The sequence below is a fragment of the Xanthomonas sp. NCPPB 901 genome, from assembly GCF_056725085.1.
Genome location: NZ_CM161511.1, coordinates 2,957,411 through 2,974,080 on the forward strand (window position 1 = coordinate 2,957,411; position 16,670 = coordinate 2,974,080).

Genomic DNA, 16,670 nt, shown 5'->3' on the forward strand with positions numbered 1-16,670 from the left:
ACTGCTTGCCGACCTCCGGTTTTCCGTGTGGACACCTAGCAGCGCATCCTGGCGTCCTCGATGACGCGTTCCGGCTTGAGCGCCGTGCTGCCTGAGGTTGGCCAGCTCCTGCTGATCCTGGCCCTGCTCACCGCCGTGCTGCAGGCCGTGCTGCCGCTGGCCGGCGCGCGGCGCGGCGATGCGCGCTGGATGGGCGTGGCGCGGCCGGCGGCGTTCGCGCAGCTGGCGCTGGTCGCCGGCGCCTTCGCCATCCTCACCCATGCGTTCGTGACCCAGGATTTCTCGGTCGCCTACGTCGCCGAGAACTCCAACTCGCTGCTGCCGCTGGTATACCGCTACTCCGCGGTGTGGGGCGCGCACGAGGGCTCGCTGCTGCTGTGGACGCTGATCCTGGCGCTGTGGACCGGCGCGGTGGCGCTGTATTCGCGGCGGCTGCCGGCCCAGGTCGTCGCGCGGGTGATCGGTACCCTGGCGCTGGTCAGCGTGGGCTTCCTGGCGTTCCTGCTGTTCACCTCCAACCCGTTCGCACGGCTGCTGCCGGCACCGCTGGAAGGGCGCGATCTCAATCCGCTGCTGCAGGATCCCGGCCTGGTGATCCATCCGCCGCTGCTGTACGCCGGCTACGTCGGCTTCGCGGTGCCGTTCGCGTTCGCGGTGGCGGCGCTGCTGGACGGCCAGGTCGACGCGCGCTGGCTGCGCTGGACGCGGCCGTGGACCAACGTGGCCTGGGGCTTTCTGACCATCGGCATCGCGCTCGGCAGCTGGTGGGCGTACTACGAACTGGGCTGGGGCGGCTGGTGGTTCTGGGACCCGGTGGAGAACGCCAGCTTCATGCCGTGGCTGGCCGGCGCGGCGCTGCTGCATTCGCAGGCCGTTACCGAAAAGCGCGGCAGCTTCGGCGCCTGGACCCTGTTGCTGGCGATCGCCGCGTTCTCGCTGTCGCTGCTGGGCACCTTCCTGGTCCGCTCGGGCGTGCTGACCAGCGTGCACTCCTTCGCCGCCGATCCTGCCCGCGGCCTGTTCATCCTGGTGTTCCTGAGCCTGCTGTGCGGCGGCGCGCTGCTGCTGTACGCGCTGCGCGGCGGCCGCGTGGCGGCCGCGGCCGACGACACGCGGCAGCGCTTCGCCCCGGCCTCGCGCGAGACCCTACTGCTGGCCAACAACCTGCTGCTGACCTGCGCTTGCGCGATGGTGCTGCTGGGCACGCTGTATCCGCTGCTGGCCGATGCGCTGGACCTGGGCAAACTGTCGGTGGGGCCGCCGTACTTCGGCACGCTGTTCATCGTGCTGATGGCGCCGCTGGTCGCGTTGCTGCCGTTCGGCCCGCTGACCCGCTGGCAGCGCGAACAGGCGTCGCGGCCGCTGGCGCTGCTGGCGCCCTGGGCCGGCCTGGCCCTGCTGGCCGGCGCGATCGGCTTCTTCCTGGCGCCGCAGGGCGCGTGGAAGACCGCCGCCGGCGTCGCCGCCGCGACCTGGGTGCTGCTGGGCACCGCGCGCTTCGTGTGGAGCCGGCGGCAGCTCAAGGGCAGCCGCTTCACCGCCGAGATGCTGGGCATGACCCTGGCCCACACCGGCATCGCGGTGTTCCTGGCCGGCGCGCTGCTGGTCGAGGCGCTGGAGCAGCAGCGCGAGGTGGCGCTGGCGCCCGGACAGCACCTGGACCTGGGCCGCTACCGCTTCGAACTGCAGGGCCTGGACCAGCGCAAGGGGCCCAACTACGTGGCCGAACGCGCGCACGTGCAGGTGCTGCGCGACGATCGCCCGCTGACGCTGCTGCACCCGGAAAAGCGCCTGTACGCCAGCGGCGGCCAGAACATGACCGAGGCCGGCATCCACCCCGGTCTGTTCGGCGACGTCTATGTCGCCCTGGGCGAGCCGCTGGGCGGCAATGCCTGGGCGATGCGCGTGCACGTCAAACCTTTCGTGCGCTGGATCTGGCTTGGCGCGGCGCTGATGGCGCTGGGCGGTTTCGTCACCGCCGCCGACCGGCGCTTCCGTCGTTCTCCGGAGACCCCCTGATGTCCGCTCCCGCTCCACGTCGCCTGCCGCTGCCCGCCATCCTGCTGGGCGCCCTGTTCTTGCTCGGCCTGCTGGCGTTGCTGGTGTATGCGGTGCAGCGCTCCGGCAGCGCCGACCGCGACGCGCTGCCGTCGGCGCTGATCGGCAAGCCGGCGCCGGCGTTCGCGCTGCCGCTGCTGCACGACGCCTCGATCCGCGTGCGCAGCAGCGACCTGCTCGGCGCGCCGTACGTGCTCAACGTCTGGGGCAGCTGGTGCCCGGCCTGCCGCGAGGAACACCCGGTGCTGACCCGCTTCGCGCTGAGCAAGCGCGTGCGGGTGATCGGCTACGACTGGAAGGACACCCGCGAGGACGCGCTGCGCTGGCTGGAACAGCTCGGCAATCCGTTCCTGGCGGTGCTGTTCGATCCGGAGGGGCGCACCGCCATCGACTGGGGCGTGGCCGCGGCGCCGGAGACCTTCCTGGTCGATGCGCGCGGGGTGGTGCGCTGGAAGCACGCCGGCCCGCTGACCGACCAGATCATCCGCGACGAGCTGCTACCGGCCTTGCAACAGGCCGAGCGCGACGCCCCGCCGACGCGCACGCAGGGCGCGGCCACGCCATGAGGCGCGGCCGGCCTGCGCTGCGGCTGGGCCTGCTGGCGCTGCTGGCATGGTCGGCGCTGGCCGGCGCCGACCCGGTGTCCGACCCGACGCCGCTGGCCTACCGCTCCGCCGCCGAGGAAGCGCGCTTCCATGCGCTGACCGCGGAATTGCGTTGCGTGCAATGCCAGAACCAATCGCTGGCCGACTCGCACGCGCAGATCGCCATGGACCTGCGCCGCGAAGTGCTGGAGCTGATGCACCAGGGCAAGTCGGACGCACAGATCAAGCAGTTCCTGGTCGATCGCTACGGCGAGTTCGTGCTGTACCGGCCGCAGCTGGAAGCGCGGACCTGGCTGCTGTGGTTCGGCCCCTTGCTGCTGCTGGCCGGCGGCGCGGTGGTGCTGCTCCGGATACTGCGACGGCGCGCGCCGGCAGCGACCGCGCTGCCGCTGCAGGACGAACAGGAATGGTGAGGCGATGCTGAGTTGGGGCATGTCGGCCGCGGCGGTGGCGCTGGCGGCACTGGTCTTCGCGATGGTGTTGTGGCCGCTGCGCGGCGGCCGCCGCAACAGCGCGCTGCTGACGGTCGCGGTGCTGGCGCTGGGCGTGGCGACGGCGGCGTTGTACGCCCTGGTCGGCACGCCGCGCGCCCTGCAGGCACAGAACCGCGAGGCGCCACGCACGCTGGAGGACGGCGTCCAACAACTGCAAGCGGCGCTGGCCAGGGATCCCAACCGGGCCGACGGCTGGGCCTTGCTTGGCCGCAGCCAGTTGTCGCTGGGGCACGCCGCCGAGGCCGCCAACGCCTTCGCACGCGCCGTGCAATTGGCACCGGAGCAGGCGCCATTGCTGATCGAAGCGGCCGAGGCGCGTGCGCTGGCCGACCCGCAACGGCAGTTCGACGACCAGGCGCTGGCCTGGTTGCGGCATGCCCTGCAACTGGCGCCGGGCAGCGAACGCGGCGCCTGGTTCCTGGGCATCGCCCAGCGCCAGCGCGGCCAGCACGCCGCCGCGGCCGCCACCTGGGAAGCGCTGCTGCCGCGCGTGGACGCGGCCACTGCCGCGGCGCTGCGGCCGCAGATCGACGCCGCCCGCGCGGCTGCCGGGCTGCCGGCCCTGCCCGCCACCGGCAGCGCGGCCGCAGCAACGCAGGAGGCCAAGGCGCCGGCGAACACCGGCCTGACCGTGGCGGTGTCGCTGGACCCGGCGTTCGCCGCGCGCGTGCGCCTGCGCGGCGACGCCAGCGTGTTCGTGATCGCGCGCGTGCCGGGCGGCCCGCCGATGCCGGTGGCGGTGCAGAAGCACCCGCTGCAGGCGCTGCCGCTGCGGGTGACGCTGCGCGATGCGGACAGCCCGATGCCGACGCAGAAGCTCTCGGACCTCAAGCAGGTGCAGGTGCTGGCGCGGCTGTCGGCCAGCGGTAACGCGATGCGCCAGGACGGCGATTTGGAATCGGCAGCGGTCACCGTCGACCTACCGGCCGCCACGCCAGTGCAACTGGTGATCGGCAAGCCGTAAACCGTGCCGCGCCGCGGCGCATCGACGATGGAGTACCGCCCTGCGCTGCGCTATCGTGGCCTGGTCGACCCGAAGATGCGCGCATGGAACCATCGTTGCAGACCGCTCCCGCCCTGCTCGGCGTCCTCGAAGAACTGCGCCGGCGCGAACCGATCTTCCATCGACCGGAATTCGGCACCGCGCGCGAGGACTTCGAACGCATGACCACGGAAGATTTCTGGGAGGTCGGCGCCTCGGGACAGCGCTACAGCCGCGCGCACGTCCTCGACGTGCTGGCGACGCGTCGCCACGACGGCAGCGAGGAAGCGGACTGGCAAACCCAGGATTTCCGCTGCCAGCAGATCGCCGCGGACACCTATCTGCTGACCTATACCCTGCTGCAACCGGAACGCCGCACGCGGCGGGCCACGCTATGGCGGCGGACCGCGGACGGTTGGAAGATCGTCTACCACCAGGGCACGGTGGTGTCCGAGAGCTGATGCTTGCAAGCCGGCGACCCGCGGACAGCGCCGCCGCACCCGCGCATCGCGCCCGCGCGGCTAGAATCGGCGCATGACCGAATTCATCCCGCCCGGCAGCCGTTTCCTCGCCCTGCCCTCGCCGTTCCCGATGAAGCGCGGCGGCCAGTTGCACGCTGCGCGGGTCGCCTACGAAACCTGGGGCACGCTGTCGGCCGCGCGCGACAATGCGATTCTGATCGTCACCGGGCTGTCGCCCGACGCGCATGCCGCGGCGAATGCCGACGATGCCACGCCCGGTTGGTGGGAGGCCATGCTCGGCCCCGGCAAGCCGATCGACACGCAGCGCTGGTTCGTGATCTGCGTGAACTCGCTGGGCAGTTGCAAGGGCTCGACCGGCCCCGCCTCGCCGCATCCGGACGATGGCCAGCCGTACCGCCTGCGCTTTCCGGAGCTGTCGGTCGAGGACGGCGCCGATGCCGCCGCGCAGGTGGTGCGAGCGCTGGGCATCGCGCAGTTGGCCTGCGTGATCGGCAACTCGATGGGCGGCATGACCGCCCTGGCCTTCCTGCACCGGCATCCCGGCCTGGCGCGCAGCCACATCAACATTTCCGGCAGCGCGCAGGCGCTGCCGTTCTCGATCGCGATCCGCTCGCTGCAGCGCGAGGCGATCCGCCTGGACCCGAACTGGAATGGCGGCGACTACGACGAGACCAGCTATCCCGAGTCGGGCATGCGCATGGCGCGCAAGCTCGGCGTGATCACCTACCGCTCGGCGCTGGAATGGGACGGCCGCTTCGGCCGCGTGCGGCTGGATTCGGACCAGGCCGACGACGATCCGTTCGGCCTGGAGTTCCAGGTCGAAAGCTATCTCGAAGGCCACGCGCGGCGCTTCGTGCGCCGCTTCGACCCGAACTGCTACCTGTACCTGAGCCGCTCGATGGACTGGTTCGACCTGGCCGAACATGCCGGCGGCGACGTGCTCGCCGGCATCGCCACGATCCGTATCGAACGCGCCCTGGCGATCGGTGCCAACACCGACATCCTGTTCCCGGTGCAACAGCAGCAACAGATCGCCGACGGCCTGCGCGCCGGCGGCGCGCAGGCGCAGTTCCTGGGGCTGGATTCGCCGCAGGGGCACGATGCGTTCCTGGTCGATTTCGCGCGGTTCGGGCCGGCGGTGCAGGCGTTTCTGGACGCGCTTTAGCGATTGAGTGCCTTGTTGGCTGTGGGGAGCGGAGGAGTCCGCGCTCCTTCGGTCGTGGTTGGCCTAACGGCTCGCTTCCAGGAAGTTCTGTACTCCACTCGTCGCGACTGAAGTCGCTCCCACAAAAAGCTTCCTGCAACATGGAGAAGCGCACCTGACTCTTGTGGGAGGGACTTCAGTCCCGACGCAGGGTGCCTCGGCACACGCGTCGCGGCGATGTCGCTCGGGACTGCGCTATGGCTCGACCTGCAACCGCCCCTCCTGCAACCGATAGCGCACATGCACTACGCCTTCCGGCAGCGCATCGTGGCTGATCAGCAGCAGGCTGCGCTGGCCCAGCGCCTGTGCCAGGTCGCGCAGCAGCGCCTGCGCGGTGTCCACGTCCAGGCCTTCGGTGGGTTCGTCCAGCACCAGCAGCGGCGCCTCGCGCAGCAGTGCGCGGGCCAGGGCCAGGCGCCGCGCCTGGCCGGCGGACAGGGTGGCGCCGTTCTCGCCGAGCCAGGCGTCGAGGCCGCCGACCTCCTGTAGCCAGGCGTCCAGCCGCACGTCGGCCAGCACCCGCTGCAGGCGGGCGTCATCGGCATCAGGATCGCCCAGGCGCAGGTTGTCGCGCACGCTGCCGGCGAACACCGGTGCGCCCTGCGGCAACCAGGCGATGCGGCGGTGCCACTGCGCCTCGGCGACCTCGCGCAGGTCCACGCCGGCATAGCGGACGCTGCCCTGCTGCGGGTCCCACAGCCGCAGCAACAACGCCGACAGGGTGGTCTTGCCGCTGCCGCTGTCGCCGCCGATGGCGATGCGCTCGCCCGGGGCGATGCGCAGGGTGACGCCGTCGAGCACGCGCCGGGTCTCGCCCGGCCAGGCGAACACCACCTCGTCGAACTGCACCTCGCCCGTGGCCGCCAGCGCGTGCGGTTGCGCCGGGTCGACGACCGGCGGCGCCTGCCCGGCGATCGCCTGCAGCCGCCGCGCGGCGACGCGGCCGGACTGCAGCGCCTGCCAGGCCAGGCCGGCCCCGGCCCAGACCTCGAGCAGGGCTACGGTCAGGAACAGCAGGCCGGCGGCCTGTTCGGCGCTGATCGCGTCGGCGCGGGCCGCGCCCAGCGCCACCCACAGCATCGCCAGCAGACCCGCCGCAGCGCACAGCGCGTGCAGGGCGTTGCCGCCGATCAGCCGCTGCCGCTGGCGCCGGTCTTCGCCGCGCACCGCCTGCGCGCTGGCGTCCACGCGCGCGATCCAGGCGGCCTGCGCCTCCAGCGCGGCCAGGTCGGCGGCGCCCTCCAGGCCTTCGTAGGCCAACGTGCGCAAGGCTTCGCGCTGCTGCGCGCGGGCGCGCTCGCGGGCCTCGCCACCGCGCGCCACCACCCACGGCACGCCAAGCCCGATCGCCAGCGCCAGCGCGGCCAGCACCAGCGCCGCCGGCCAATGGATCGCCGCCGCCGCGGCGATGCCGATCGCACCGACGCCGAGCAATGCCGCCAGCGGCGCCAGCGCGCGCACCACCAGGCCGTCGACCTCGCCGATGTCCGACATCAGCCGCGCCAGCAGTTCGCCGGTGCGGCTGGCGCCGAGCCGTGCCGGCGCCAGCGGCAACGCGCGGCGGAAGAACCACACCCGCAGGTCGCGGGCGATGCGCAGGGTGGCGTCGTGCCCCACCAGCTTTTCGCCGTAGCGCGAGGCGATGCGGGCGAAGGTCAGCGCGCGGATGCCGGCCGACGGCGAGAAGAAGTTGAAACCGCTGCCCATGCCGACCGCGCCGGCCAGCGCCGCGGCGGTCAGGAAGCCGCCAGACAGGCCGAGCAGCCCGACCCCGGCCAGCATCGTGCACAGCACCAGCAGCGCGGTCAGCAGCAGGCGGCCGCGATGGCGGCCGAACACGCTGCGCAAGGTGTCGCGCGCCGCGCCGCTCATGGCGTGGCTCCCGCGGTCGCGATTGCGGCGTCGCGTGCCGGCAGCCGCAGCACGGCGTCGGCCCAGCGCATCGCCGCCTCGCTGTGGGTGGCGACGATCACGCTGCGGCCGCGGGCGAAGGCCGCCAGCGTGCGCAGCAGTTCCGCTTCTGTCTCCGCATCCAGGAACGCGGTCGGTTCGTCCAGCAACAGCAGCTCGGGATCGCGCAGCAGCAAGCGCGCCAGGCCGATCCGTCGCGCCTCGCCGCCGGACAGGCCGAAGCCGCGCTCGCCGATCCGCGTGTCCAGCCCCTGCGGCAGCCGCGCGGCGAAACGCAGCACCTGCGCCGCCTCGGCCGCGGCCCGCAGCTGCGCCGCGCTGGCGTGCGGATCGGCCAGGCGCAGGTTGTCGGCGATGCTGCCGTGGAACAGATAAGGCCGCTGCCCGGCGTAGCCGATGCGCAGTCCCGCGCGCATCTGCACGGCACCGGCGCGCGGCGGCAGCCATCCGGCCAGCGCTTCCAGCAAGGTGCTCTTGCCGCTGCCGCTGGGGCCGACCAGGGCCAGGCGCTGGCCGGCATGCAGGTCGAACTCCAGGCCGCGCACGGCATCGCAGCGCGCGCCCAGCGGCCGCAGGTGCAGTGCGCGCACCTGCAGCAACGGCGCCGCGCTCGGCGCGACTGCGGCAGGTCCGGCGACGGTCGCTGCAGCGGCGTCGTCGGACGCGGCTGCGCCCTCGGCGCGCATCGCCGGCGCCTCCGTGCCCTGCGGCAGGCGTTCCAGCAGGCGCTCCACCTCCGCCGCCGCGGCCAGCGCATTGGCGCGGTCGTGGTAATGCGCGGCCAGCCGCCGCAGCGGCGCGTAGAACTCCGGCGCCAGCAACAGGCAGAACACGCCGGTGCCCAGGGTCGGCACGCTGCTGTGCAGGGCGATCATGCCCAGGTAGCTCAGGCCCAGGTACAGCGCGACGATGGCCACGCTGACCGAGGCGAAGAACTCCAGCACGGTGGACGACAGGAACGCGATGCGCAGCACTTTCAGCGTGCGTTCGCGCACGCCCTCGGCGGCATCAGCGATCCCGCGCAGTTCGTCGTCGCCGCGGCCGTACAGGCGTAGCAGGCCCAGGCCCTTGAGCCGATCGGCGAAGTGCCCGCCCATCCGCGCCAGTTCGCGCAACTGGCGGCGGCCGGCAGCCTCGGCGCCCCAGCCCACCAGCATCATGAAGATCGGCACCAACGGCGCGGTGAACAGCAGGATCAGGCCCACCACCCAGTCGCTCCACGCCACCGCCAGCACGATCAGCAGCGGCACCACGCTCACTTCCCAGCGCGCGGGCAGGTAGCCGGCGTAGTAGCCGTCCAGCGCATCGCCATGCGCCAGCAGCAGCTCGCCCAGTTCGCCGTTGCGCTGCCCGCGCAGCCACAGCGGCCCGCGCTGCAGCAGCTGCCGGTACACGCGCCGGCGCAATTCCAGTTTCGCCGCGTCGGCGACGTCGCCGGCGGCGCGCTGCGCGGCGGCCCCGAGCGCGGCGCGCAGCGCAAGTATTACTGCCAGTAGGCCGAAGGCCGGCAGCGCCTGCGCCAGGTCGCGGCGTTCCACCAGCAGCGCCTGCACCAGCCAGGCGATGGCGCCGGCCTGCACGATCAGCAGCGCGCCGGACGCGCTGATCGCCGCCGCGGCCAGGCGCTGGCGGCCGCGTGCCGCCGCGGCCAGGGCATCCAGCCAACGCATGCGCTGCTGCCGCTGGTGCGGCGTGTCGGCGGGCAATGCGGTGGACGGCTCGGCGGAATCGGTCAAAACAGGCTCGGCGCGGCGAACGGAGCCGCCAGTTTAGCGGGAAGGCACTTGCGGGGCTGGAATCGCCGTGGCCGCCACGATGCCGGGCGCGGCGGTTCGGCACATTGATCTGAATCAAGGTCGAACGCGCGCCCCAGGCGGAAGATCGCCTCCAATCTCCCGCCACTCGGCCACCCAGATGCACATTTTCCACGAGGTAGCACAGCCATGATCGACACCACTGTCGTAGAGCTGTCGCGGCTGCAGTTCGCCATGACCGCGATGTACCACTTCCTGTTCGTCCCGCTGACGCTGGGCCTGTCCTTCATGCTCGCGATCATGGAGAGCGTGTACGTCATGACCCGCAAGGAGGTCTGGCGGCGCATGACCCTGTTCTGGGGCGTGCTGTTCGGCATCAACTTCGCGATGGGCGTGGCCACCGGCATCGTGATGGAGTTCCAGTTCGGCATGAACTGGTCCTACTACAGCCACTACGTCGGCGACATCTTCGGCGCGCCGCTGGCGATCGAAGGGCTGATGGCGTTCTTCCTGGAAGCGACCTTCATCGGCCTGTTCTTCTTCGGCTGGAGCAAGCTGTCGGCGGTCAAGCACCTGATGGTGACCTGGCTGATGGCGCTGGGCACCAACCTGTCGGCGGTGTGGATCCTGATCGCCAACGGCTGGATGCAGAACCCGACCGGCGCGGTGTTCAACCCGGACACCATGCGCATGGAAGTGGTGGACTTCATGGCGGTGGTGTTCAACCCGGTGGCGCAGGCCAAGTTCGTGCACACGGTCAGCGCCGGCTACGTGACCGGCGCGGTGTTCGTGATGTCGATCAGCGCGCTGTACCTGCTGCGCGGCAAGCACCGCGACATCGCCCGGCGCTCGTTCGCGGTGGCCGCCGCGTTCGGCCTGGCGTCGTCGCTGTCGGTGGTGGTGCTGGGCGACGAAAGCGGCTATGCCGCCAACGAACACCAGAAGATGAAGCTGGCCGCGATCGAGGCGATGTGGGAAACCGAGCAGGCGCCGGCCGACTTCACCGCCTTCGGCATCCCCAACCAGGCCACCGGCAGGAACGACTACGCGATCAAGGTGCCGTACCTGATGGGCCTGATCGCCACGCGCTCGCTGCACACGCCGGTGCCGGGCATCCTGGAACTGGTCAAGCGCGCCGAACATCGCGTGCGCGGCGGGCAGATCGCCTACGGCGCGCTGCAGCGGCTCAAGGCCAACCGCAACGACGCCGAGGCGCGCGCGGTGTTCGACCGCCACTGGCAGGACCTGGGCCACGGCTTGCTGCTCAAGCGCTACCGCGAGGACATCCTCAACGCCACCCCGGAGGAGATCGCCAAGGCCGCGCTGGACACGGTGCCGCGCGTGCTGCCGCTGTTCTGGACGTTCCGGGTGATGGCCGGGCTGGGCTTCTACCTGATCGCCTTCTTCGCCGCCGCGCTGTGGTTCTCGTGCAAGCACAACTTCGAGGACAAGCGCTGGTTCCTGAAGCTGGCGCTGTGGACGCTGCCGGTGCCGTGGATCGCGATCGAGTGCGGCTGGTTCGTCGCCGAGTACGGCCGCCAGCCGTGGGCGGTGGAAGGCGTGCTGCCCACCTTCTACGCCGCCTCCGGCCTGGCCCTGCACGACATCCTGATCACCCTCGCCGGCTTCGTGGCGATCTACACCACGCTGCTGATCATCGAAATCAAGCTGATGCTCAAGGCGATCGGCAAGGGGCCGGACGCGCTGCCGGCCCTGCTGCAGCCCGCCCCGCGTCCCGTCACCCCGATCGCCGCGCCCGCGGCCGCCGGCCACCTCTGACCCCGGCAGGAGACACACCATGGACTTCATTGCATTGGACTACACCACGCTGCGCGTGATCTGGTGGCTGCTGTTGGGCATCCTGTTGATCGGCTTCGCGGTGATGGACGGATTCGACCTGGGCGTCGGCGCGCTGCTGCCGTTCGTGGCCAGGACCGACGCCGAACGCCGGCTGGTGGTCAACACCATCGGCCCGGTCTGGGAGGGCAACCAGGTCTGGTTGATCCTGGGCGGCGGCGCGATCTTCGCCGCCTTCCCGCCGCTGTACGCGGTCAGCTTCTCCGGCTTCTACCTGGCCATGTTCGTGATCCTGTTCGCGCTGATCCTGCGCCCGGTCGGGTTCAAGTTCCGCGGCAAGCTGCCCGGCCAGCGCTGGCGCAACGGGTGGGACTGGGCGCTGTTCGTCGGCGGCCTCGTCCCCGCGCTGATCATGGGCGTGGCGGTGGGCAACGTGCTGCTGGGCGTGCCGTTCCACTTCGACGACACCCTGCGGGTGTTCTACACCGGCAGCTTCTTCGGCCTGCTGAGGCCGTTCGCCCTGCTCGCCGGCCTGCTCAGCGTGAGCATGCTGGTGGCGCACGGCGCGGCGATGCTGGTGCTGAAGACCGACGGCCCGGTGGCCGAGCGCGCGGCGCGCTACGGCAGCGTGGCCGCACTGGTCGCCTGTGCGCTGTTCGCCGGTGCCGGGGTGTGGGTGGCCGGCGGCCTGCCCGGCTACGCGGTCACCTCGCAGGTGGTCACCGACGGCGCCACCAACCCGCTGCTGAAGACCGCCGTGCTCGGCGAGGTCGGCGGCTGGATGCACAACTACCAGACCATGCCGCTGACCGCCCTGGCCCCGGCCGCCGGCCTGCTCGGCCTGCTGCTCAGCGCGGTGCTGCTGCGCAAGCGCCGCGGCGGCCTGGCCTTCCTCGCCTCCGCTGCGGCCATCGCCGGCATCATCCTGACCGTGGGCTTTGCGATCTTCCCGTTCCTGCTGCCGTCCTCCAGCCAGCCCGGTTCCAGCCTGACCGTGTGGGACGCCTCCAGCAGCCACCTGACCCTGTGGATCATGCTGCTGGCCACCGTGGTGTTCCTGCCGATCATCCTCGCCTACACCACCTGGGTGTACCGCGTGCTGAAGGGCAAGGTCACCCCCGCCTCCCTGGACGACAACCCCAACGCGTACTGACGCACCCGCAAGGAGAACGATCATGTGGTACTTCGCCTGGATTCTCGGTGTCGGCCTGGCCTCCACCGCCGCCATCCTCAACGGCATGTGGTTCGAGGCCCGCGAGCGCAACGCCGCCGACGCCGCCAACGCGACCGACTGAAATTTTTTTGCAAAGGCGCTTGCCGAATGCGGAAGACCTCCGTATCATGTGCGGCTCCTTCGGGGTGTAGCTCAGTCTGGTAGAGCGCTACGTTCGGGACGTAGAGGTCGCAGGTTCGAATCCTGTCTCCCCGACCAGTTTCAAGGTCACAAGAAGCCTGGAAAACCACAGTTTTCCGGGCTTTTTTGTGCCTGCAATCCGCGACCGGCCGCACCGCGCGGCCGCCGCCTCTTCGCAGCCGCCTCCATCCTCAAGGCAGCCGGGCTTTCACTCCCGGGCCTGGCTTTTTGCCACAATGGCGACGGGGAACCGGCGCATCCATCAGCCCCTCCGTCTTCGGCGACGACGCGTGCCGGAGGCGAGGCGGCGGCATGCCCGTTTCGACGTTCACGACTCCGACAAACGGACACGCCACCATGAAACTGCCAGCGGCCCTCTGCCTCTCGTTGATCGCCTTCTACTGCGCCCCCGCCGCCGCGGTGACCGAAACCGACAAGGCGGTGGACCGCCTCGGCGTGCAGGGCGGCGGCACCGCCTACTTCAGCGTCAAGGACGCGTTTTCCGCCAGCTGCAAGTTCGACATCGTCTACTTCACCCTCAACGACGAGTTCGGCAAGGCCGCGTATGCGAGCCTGTTGGCCGCGCAGACCGCCGGCAAGAAGCTTTCGCGCTTCGACTACACGCAATCCGCCCCAGGCGAGACCTGCACCCTCTCGCTGGTCGAATCGCGCAGCTGAGCGGCGCCGACCGCGGCCGCGCTCAGCGCAACCGCGCCTTCAGCAGCGGCCGCAGCAGGTAGTTGAGCACGCTGCGCTTGCCGGTGAGGATGTCGACCTCGGCGACCATGCCGGGAATGATCGGCAGCGTGTCGCCGCCGCGGCGCAACTGGCTGCCGTCGGTGCGGATCAGCACCTGGTAGAACGACTCCTTGCCCTGCGCGGTCTGCTCCTCGATGGTGTCGGCGCTGATCTGCTCGACGGTGCCGTTCAACTCGCCGTAGATGGTGTAGTCGTAGGCGGTGATCTTGACCCGGGCCTGCATGCCCGGCACCAGGAACGCCACGTCGCGCGGCTTGATCCGCGCCTCCACCAGCAGCCGCTCCTCCACCGGGATGATCTCCATGATCGGCTCGCCCGGCGGGATCACCCCGCCGTGGGTATTGATCAGCACGGTGTTCACCCGCCCCCGCACCGGCGACAGGATCTCGGTGCGGCGCAACTGGTCGTGGCGCTGTTGCACGATCGGCTCCAGCGCGCTGAGATCGGCCTTGCGCTTGGCCAGTTCGGTGTAGGCCTCCTGGAAATAGCTGTTGCGCAGCTCGCCGAGGCGGCCGCGCAGGGTGGCGATGTCCTGGCTGAGCTTGAGCGCCTCGACCTGGCTGACCGCGCCCTTGGCCACCAGCGGGCGCACGATGTTCAACTGATCCTGGGCCAGGGCGATCTGATGCTGGATCGCCTGGGTGCCTTCGGCCAGCTTGCCGCGCCGCGCGTCGAACAGGTCGCGCTCGGACTGCAGCAAGGCGCGCTCGCCGGCGATCTGCGGCGGGAAGGCGATGCTGTTCTTGCCCAGCACTTCCGCCTCCAGCCGCGCGATCGCCGCATGCAGCACCTGCGCCTGGTTGACCGACTCCTGGTAGTTGGTGAGGAAGTGGGTGCGCTCCAGCCGCACCAGCGGCTGCCCTGGCTTGACCAGTTCGCCCTCCTGCACCAGCAGCCGATCGAGGATGCCGCCCTCCAGGCTCTGGATCTTCTGGATGCGGCTGTACGGCACCACCCGGCCGTCGCCGCGGGTGACTTCGTCCAGCTCGGCCCAGGCCGCCCAGCCCAGAAACAATGCCACCGTCGCCAGCACCGTCCACAGCAGCGGCCGGTACCAGGGATGCGTGGACGCCAGCAGCGGATCGCCCAGCCGCCGCCGCACCGCCACCGCCGCGCGCTCAGCCATGGCCGCCCGCCACTGCCGTCGCCGGCACCTGCACCCGGTTGCCCTGCAGCACCTGCTCCACGGGCCCGTCGACCACGACCCGCCCCTGCCGCAGCACCACGGCGCGCTGCGCCACCTCCAGCATGCTGCGCTTGTGCGTGCTGACGATCAGCGTGCGCGCGCCCAGCCAGCGCTGCAGGTAGGCAATGAACACCTGTTCGCTGTGCTGATCGAAGGCCGCGGTGGGTTCGTCGAGCAGCACCACGCTGGGATCCTGCAGCAGCAGCCGCGCCAGTCCCAGCGCCTGGCGCTGTCCGCCGGACAGGCTGGCGTTGCCCTGGATCGGCAGGTCCAGCCCGAACGGATGCGCGCGCACGAACGTGCCCAGCCCGACCCCGTCCAGCGCCGCGTACAGCTCGTCGTCACCGAGCGCGGCGCCGTGCAGGTTGAGGTTGTCGCGCAGGCTGCCATGGAACAGCGCCACGTCCTGCGGCAGGTAGCCGATGTTGCGCATGCGGTCGGCCGGGTCGATCTGCGCGATCGCCACGTCGTCCAGCAACAGCCGCCCGGCGTGCGGATCCAGCAGGCCGGCCAGCACCCGCAGCAGCGTGGACTTGCCGGCGCCGTTGCCGCCCAGCAGCGCCACGCGCTCGCCGGCACCGATGCGCAGCGCCTGCACGTCCAGCACCGGCGGCTGCTCGCCGTAGCGCAGGCGCACCGCCTCCAGGCGGTAGTCGCCGCGCACGCGCAGCTTGTGCACGAAGCGCTTGCCCGGCGGCCGCTCCTGTTCGGCCCCCAGCAGCTGATCCAGGCCCTCCATGGCCACGCGGGTGTGCTGCCAGCGCCCCAGCACCGCCGCGGCCTGTCCCAGCGGCGCGATCGCGCGCGAGGCCAGCAGCGAGCAGGCCACCAGCGCACCCACGCTCATCGCGCCCTGCTGGATGCGGTACACGCCGAACACCACCACCCCGACGTAAGCCAGTTGCTGCACCACCGATGCGGCATAGCTGAGCGCGGTGGTCAGCGCGTAGGTCCTCATCGCCGAGGCGGACAACTGCGCGGTCAGCGCTTCCCACAGCCCCTGGCAGCGGCCTTCGCCGCGCGCGGCCTTGATCGACTCCAGATGCTCGAAGGCCTCCAGCAGCAGGCCGTTCTTCATCGCGCCTTCGCGCAGGTTCTGCCGCGACAGTTCGCCCAGCTGGCGCTGCGCCAGCAGCCCCGGCAGCACCATCAGCACGCAGGCGGCCAGCGGCACCCAGACCACATGGCCGCCGATCAGGGCGATGATGCCCAGGAAGATCGCCACGAACGGCAGGTCGCTGATCAGCGCCGCGCTGGAACTGGTGAAGAACTCGCGCACCGACTCGAACTCGCGGACCTGGGTGCTGAACGCGCCCATCGACGCCGGCTTGGCGGCCATGCGCATGGCCAACACGCGCGAGAACAGCAGCGTGGACAGTTGCAGGTCCAGGCGCTTGCCCAGTACCGCCAGCAACTGCCCGCGCAGGGTGCGCAGCACGCCTTCCATCACGATCGCCAGGACCACGCCGCTGGCCAGGATCCACAGCGTGTCGAAGGCGGCGTTGGGCACCACGCGGTCGTAGACCTGCATGGCGAACAGCGCTGTGGCGATGGCCAGCAGGTTGGCGACCATCGCCGCCAGCGCCACCTCCGCATAGGAGCGCCACAGCTTCTTCAGCGGCCCGTAGAACCAATGTTCCGACGCGCTGCCGGCGTAACCACCGATGCGCCCGTCGTCGCGGAAGCGCGGCTTGGCGAACACCGCCGAACCGCTGTACAGCGCCTCCAGCTCCGCCACCGGTACCGCCTGCTCGCCACCGCCGGCATGCGGCAGCAGCAGCCGCGCCTGTCCCGCCTCGATCGCCTCCAGCAGCACCGTGCGCCCATCGTGCAACAGCAGCAGCGCCGGCAACAGGTAGCGGTCCATGCCGTCCAGCGGATAGGCCAGCACCTCGGCCGTGAGCTCGGCACGGCGCAGCGCGCGCGGCACCAGGTGCAGCGGCAGGCGTCCCTGCACCAGGGCGATGCCGTCCACCAGTTCGGCATCGCTCAACGGCCGCCCCAGGCGCTGGCACAGCAACAGCAAGCCTTCGCGCAGCCCATCCGCGCCCCCGGCCCGCGGCGTCACCGCGGATGCCCCGATC

The 16,670-nt window shown here is 71.0% G+C and carries 14 protein-coding genes and 1 tRNA gene; 11 read left to right on the forward strand and 4 right to left on the reverse strand.

The window, feature by feature from the left end; genetic code table 11:
• Positions 1 to 84 precede the first annotated feature (84 nt).
• From AC1PME_RS12435 to metX, 6 genes are all read left to right on the forward strand, one after another.
• Positions 85 to 2,019 carry a heme lyase CcmF/NrfE family subunit gene (locus AC1PME_RS12435; RefSeq protein WP_481096021.1) on the forward strand — a complete coding sequence of 645 codons (1,935 nt, stop codon included), beginning with the start codon at positions 85 to 87 and terminating at the stop codon, positions 2,017 to 2,019.
• On the forward strand, positions 2,019 to 2,624 hold the full coding sequence (locus tag AC1PME_RS12440; protein WP_430543964.1) for a DsbE family thiol:disulfide interchange protein: 606 nt from the start codon (positions 2,019 to 2,021) through the stop codon (positions 2,622 to 2,624). The genes AC1PME_RS12435 and AC1PME_RS12440 overlap by 1 nt, the downstream gene beginning before the upstream one ends.
• The gene (locus AC1PME_RS12445; RefSeq protein WP_481096022.1) at positions 2,621 to 3,076 is read left to right on the forward strand and encodes a cytochrome c-type biogenesis protein; all 456 of its coding nucleotides are present in this window, start codon (positions 2,621 to 2,623) and stop codon (positions 3,074 to 3,076) included. Before AC1PME_RS12440 ends, AC1PME_RS12445 begins: the two co-directional genes overlap by 4 nt.
• A gap of 4 nt (positions 3,077 to 3,080) precedes the next feature.
• Positions 3,081 to 4,121, forward strand: coding sequence for a tetratricopeptide repeat protein (locus tag AC1PME_RS12450; protein ID WP_481096023.1), 1,041 nt, complete (start codon positions 3,081 to 3,083; stop codon positions 4,119 to 4,121).
• A gap of 83 nt (positions 4,122 to 4,204) precedes the next feature.
• Positions 4,205 to 4,600 (forward strand): nuclear transport factor 2 family protein, encoded by a 396-nt coding sequence (locus tag AC1PME_RS12455; protein WP_254458311.1) that lies wholly within the window; start codon positions 4,205 to 4,207, stop codon positions 4,598 to 4,600.
• 73 nt (positions 4,601 to 4,673) lie between these two features.
• The gene (metX, locus tag AC1PME_RS12460) at positions 4,674 to 5,786 is read left to right on the forward strand and encodes a homoserine O-acetyltransferase MetX (RefSeq protein WP_481096024.1); all 1,113 of its coding nucleotides are present in this window, start codon (positions 4,674 to 4,676) and stop codon (positions 5,784 to 5,786) included.
• 234 nt (positions 5,787 to 6,020) lie between these two features.
• On the opposite strand, the gene cydC is transcribed toward metX, so the two are convergent.
• The gene (cydC, locus tag AC1PME_RS12465; protein WP_481096025.1) at positions 6,021 to 7,697 is read right to left on the reverse strand and encodes a thiol reductant ABC exporter subunit CydC; all 1,677 of its coding nucleotides are present in this window, start codon (positions 7,695 to 7,697) and stop codon (positions 6,021 to 6,023) included.
• Positions 7,694 to 9,406: a thiol reductant ABC exporter subunit CydD gene (gene cydD / locus AC1PME_RS12470; RefSeq protein WP_481098113.1), complete on the reverse strand. Its 1,713-nt coding sequence runs from the start codon at positions 9,404 to 9,406 to the stop codon at positions 7,694 to 7,696. Before cydD ends, cydC begins: the two co-directional genes overlap by 4 nt.
• Positions 9,407 to 9,679: 273 nt before the next feature.
• Here cydD and AC1PME_RS12475 point away from each other — a divergent pair, with 273 nt between their 5' ends.
• The 5 genes from AC1PME_RS12475 (at position 9,680) to AC1PME_RS12495 (ending at position 13,319) form a co-directional block, all read left to right on the forward strand.
• Positions 9,680 to 11,269 (forward strand): cytochrome ubiquinol oxidase subunit I, encoded by a 1,590-nt coding sequence (locus AC1PME_RS12475; protein WP_481096026.1) that lies wholly within the window; start codon positions 9,680 to 9,682, stop codon positions 11,267 to 11,269.
• A gap of 19 nt (positions 11,270 to 11,288) precedes the next feature.
• Positions 11,289 to 12,440, forward strand: a complete 1,152-nt coding sequence (gene cydB, locus AC1PME_RS12480; RefSeq protein ID WP_481096027.1) for a cytochrome d ubiquinol oxidase subunit II — start codon at positions 11,289 to 11,291, stop codon at positions 12,438 to 12,440.
• A 22-nt stretch (positions 12,441 to 12,462) separates the two neighbouring features.
• Positions 12,463 to 12,582, forward strand: a complete 120-nt coding sequence (gene cydX / locus AC1PME_RS12485) for a cytochrome bd-I oxidase subunit CydX (RefSeq protein WP_254458316.1) — start codon at positions 12,463 to 12,465, stop codon at positions 12,580 to 12,582.
• Between the two features lie 60 nt (positions 12,583 to 12,642).
• Positions 12,643 to 12,719 (forward strand) — tRNA-Pro (locus AC1PME_RS12490).
• A gap of 279 nt (positions 12,720 to 12,998) precedes the next feature.
• Positions 12,999 to 13,319 (forward strand): hypothetical protein, encoded by a 321-nt coding sequence (locus tag AC1PME_RS12495; protein WP_481096028.1) that lies wholly within the window; start codon positions 12,999 to 13,001, stop codon positions 13,317 to 13,319.
• A 22-nt stretch (positions 13,320 to 13,341) separates the two neighbouring features.
• Here AC1PME_RS12495 and AC1PME_RS12500 read toward each other — a convergent pair whose 3' ends face one another.
• Positions 13,342 to 14,526: a beta-barrel domain-containing protein gene (locus tag AC1PME_RS12500; protein ID WP_481096029.1), complete on the reverse strand. Its 1,185-nt coding sequence runs from the start codon at positions 14,524 to 14,526 to the stop codon at positions 13,342 to 13,344.
• Positions 14,519 to 16,612 carry a type I secretion system permease/ATPase gene (locus AC1PME_RS12505; protein WP_481096030.1) on the reverse strand — a complete coding sequence of 698 codons (2,094 nt, stop codon included), beginning with the start codon at positions 16,610 to 16,612 and terminating at the stop codon, positions 14,519 to 14,521. The genes AC1PME_RS12500 and AC1PME_RS12505 overlap by 8 nt, the downstream gene beginning before the upstream one ends.
• Positions 16,613 to 16,670 lie beyond the last annotated feature (58 nt).

Coding starts and splice junctions, on each gene's coding strand:
- cydB (WP_481096027.1), top strand. CDS start 11,289: ATGGACTTCATTGCATTGGACTACACCACGCTGCGCGTGATCTGGTGG.
- AC1PME_RS12475 (WP_481096026.1), top strand. CDS start 9,680: ATGATCGACACCACTGTCGTAGAGCTGTCGCGGCTGCAGTTCGCCATG.
- AC1PME_RS12500 (WP_481096029.1), bottom strand. CDS start 14,526: ATGGCTGAGCGCGCGGCGGTGGCGGTGCGGCGGCGGCTGGGCGATCCG.
- AC1PME_RS12440 (WP_430543964.1), top strand. CDS start 2,019: ATGTCCGCTCCCGCTCCACGTCGCCTGCCGCTGCCCGCCATCCTGCTG.
- metX (WP_481096024.1), top strand. CDS start 4,674: ATGACCGAATTCATCCCGCCCGGCAGCCGTTTCCTCGCCCTGCCCTCG.
- cydD (WP_481098113.1), bottom strand. CDS start 9,406: ATGCGTTGGCTGGATGCCCTGGCCGCGGCGGCACGCGGCCGCCAGCGC.
- cydX (WP_254458316.1), top strand. CDS start 12,463: ATGTGGTACTTCGCCTGGATTCTCGGTGTCGGCCTGGCCTCCACCGCC.
- AC1PME_RS12450 (WP_481096023.1), top strand. CDS start 3,081: ATGCTGAGTTGGGGCATGTCGGCCGCGGCGGTGGCGCTGGCGGCACTG.
- cydC (WP_481096025.1), bottom strand. CDS start 7,697: ATGAGCGGCGCGGCGCGCGACACCTTGCGCAGCGTGTTCGGCCGCCAT.
- AC1PME_RS12495 (WP_481096028.1), top strand. CDS start 12,999: ATGAAACTGCCAGCGGCCCTCTGCCTCTCGTTGATCGCCTTCTACTGC.
- AC1PME_RS12455 (WP_254458311.1), top strand. CDS start 4,205: ATGGAACCATCGTTGCAGACCGCTCCCGCCCTGCTCGGCGTCCTCGAA.
- AC1PME_RS12445 (WP_481096022.1), top strand. CDS start 2,621: ATGAGGCGCGGCCGGCCTGCGCTGCGGCTGGGCCTGCTGGCGCTGCTG.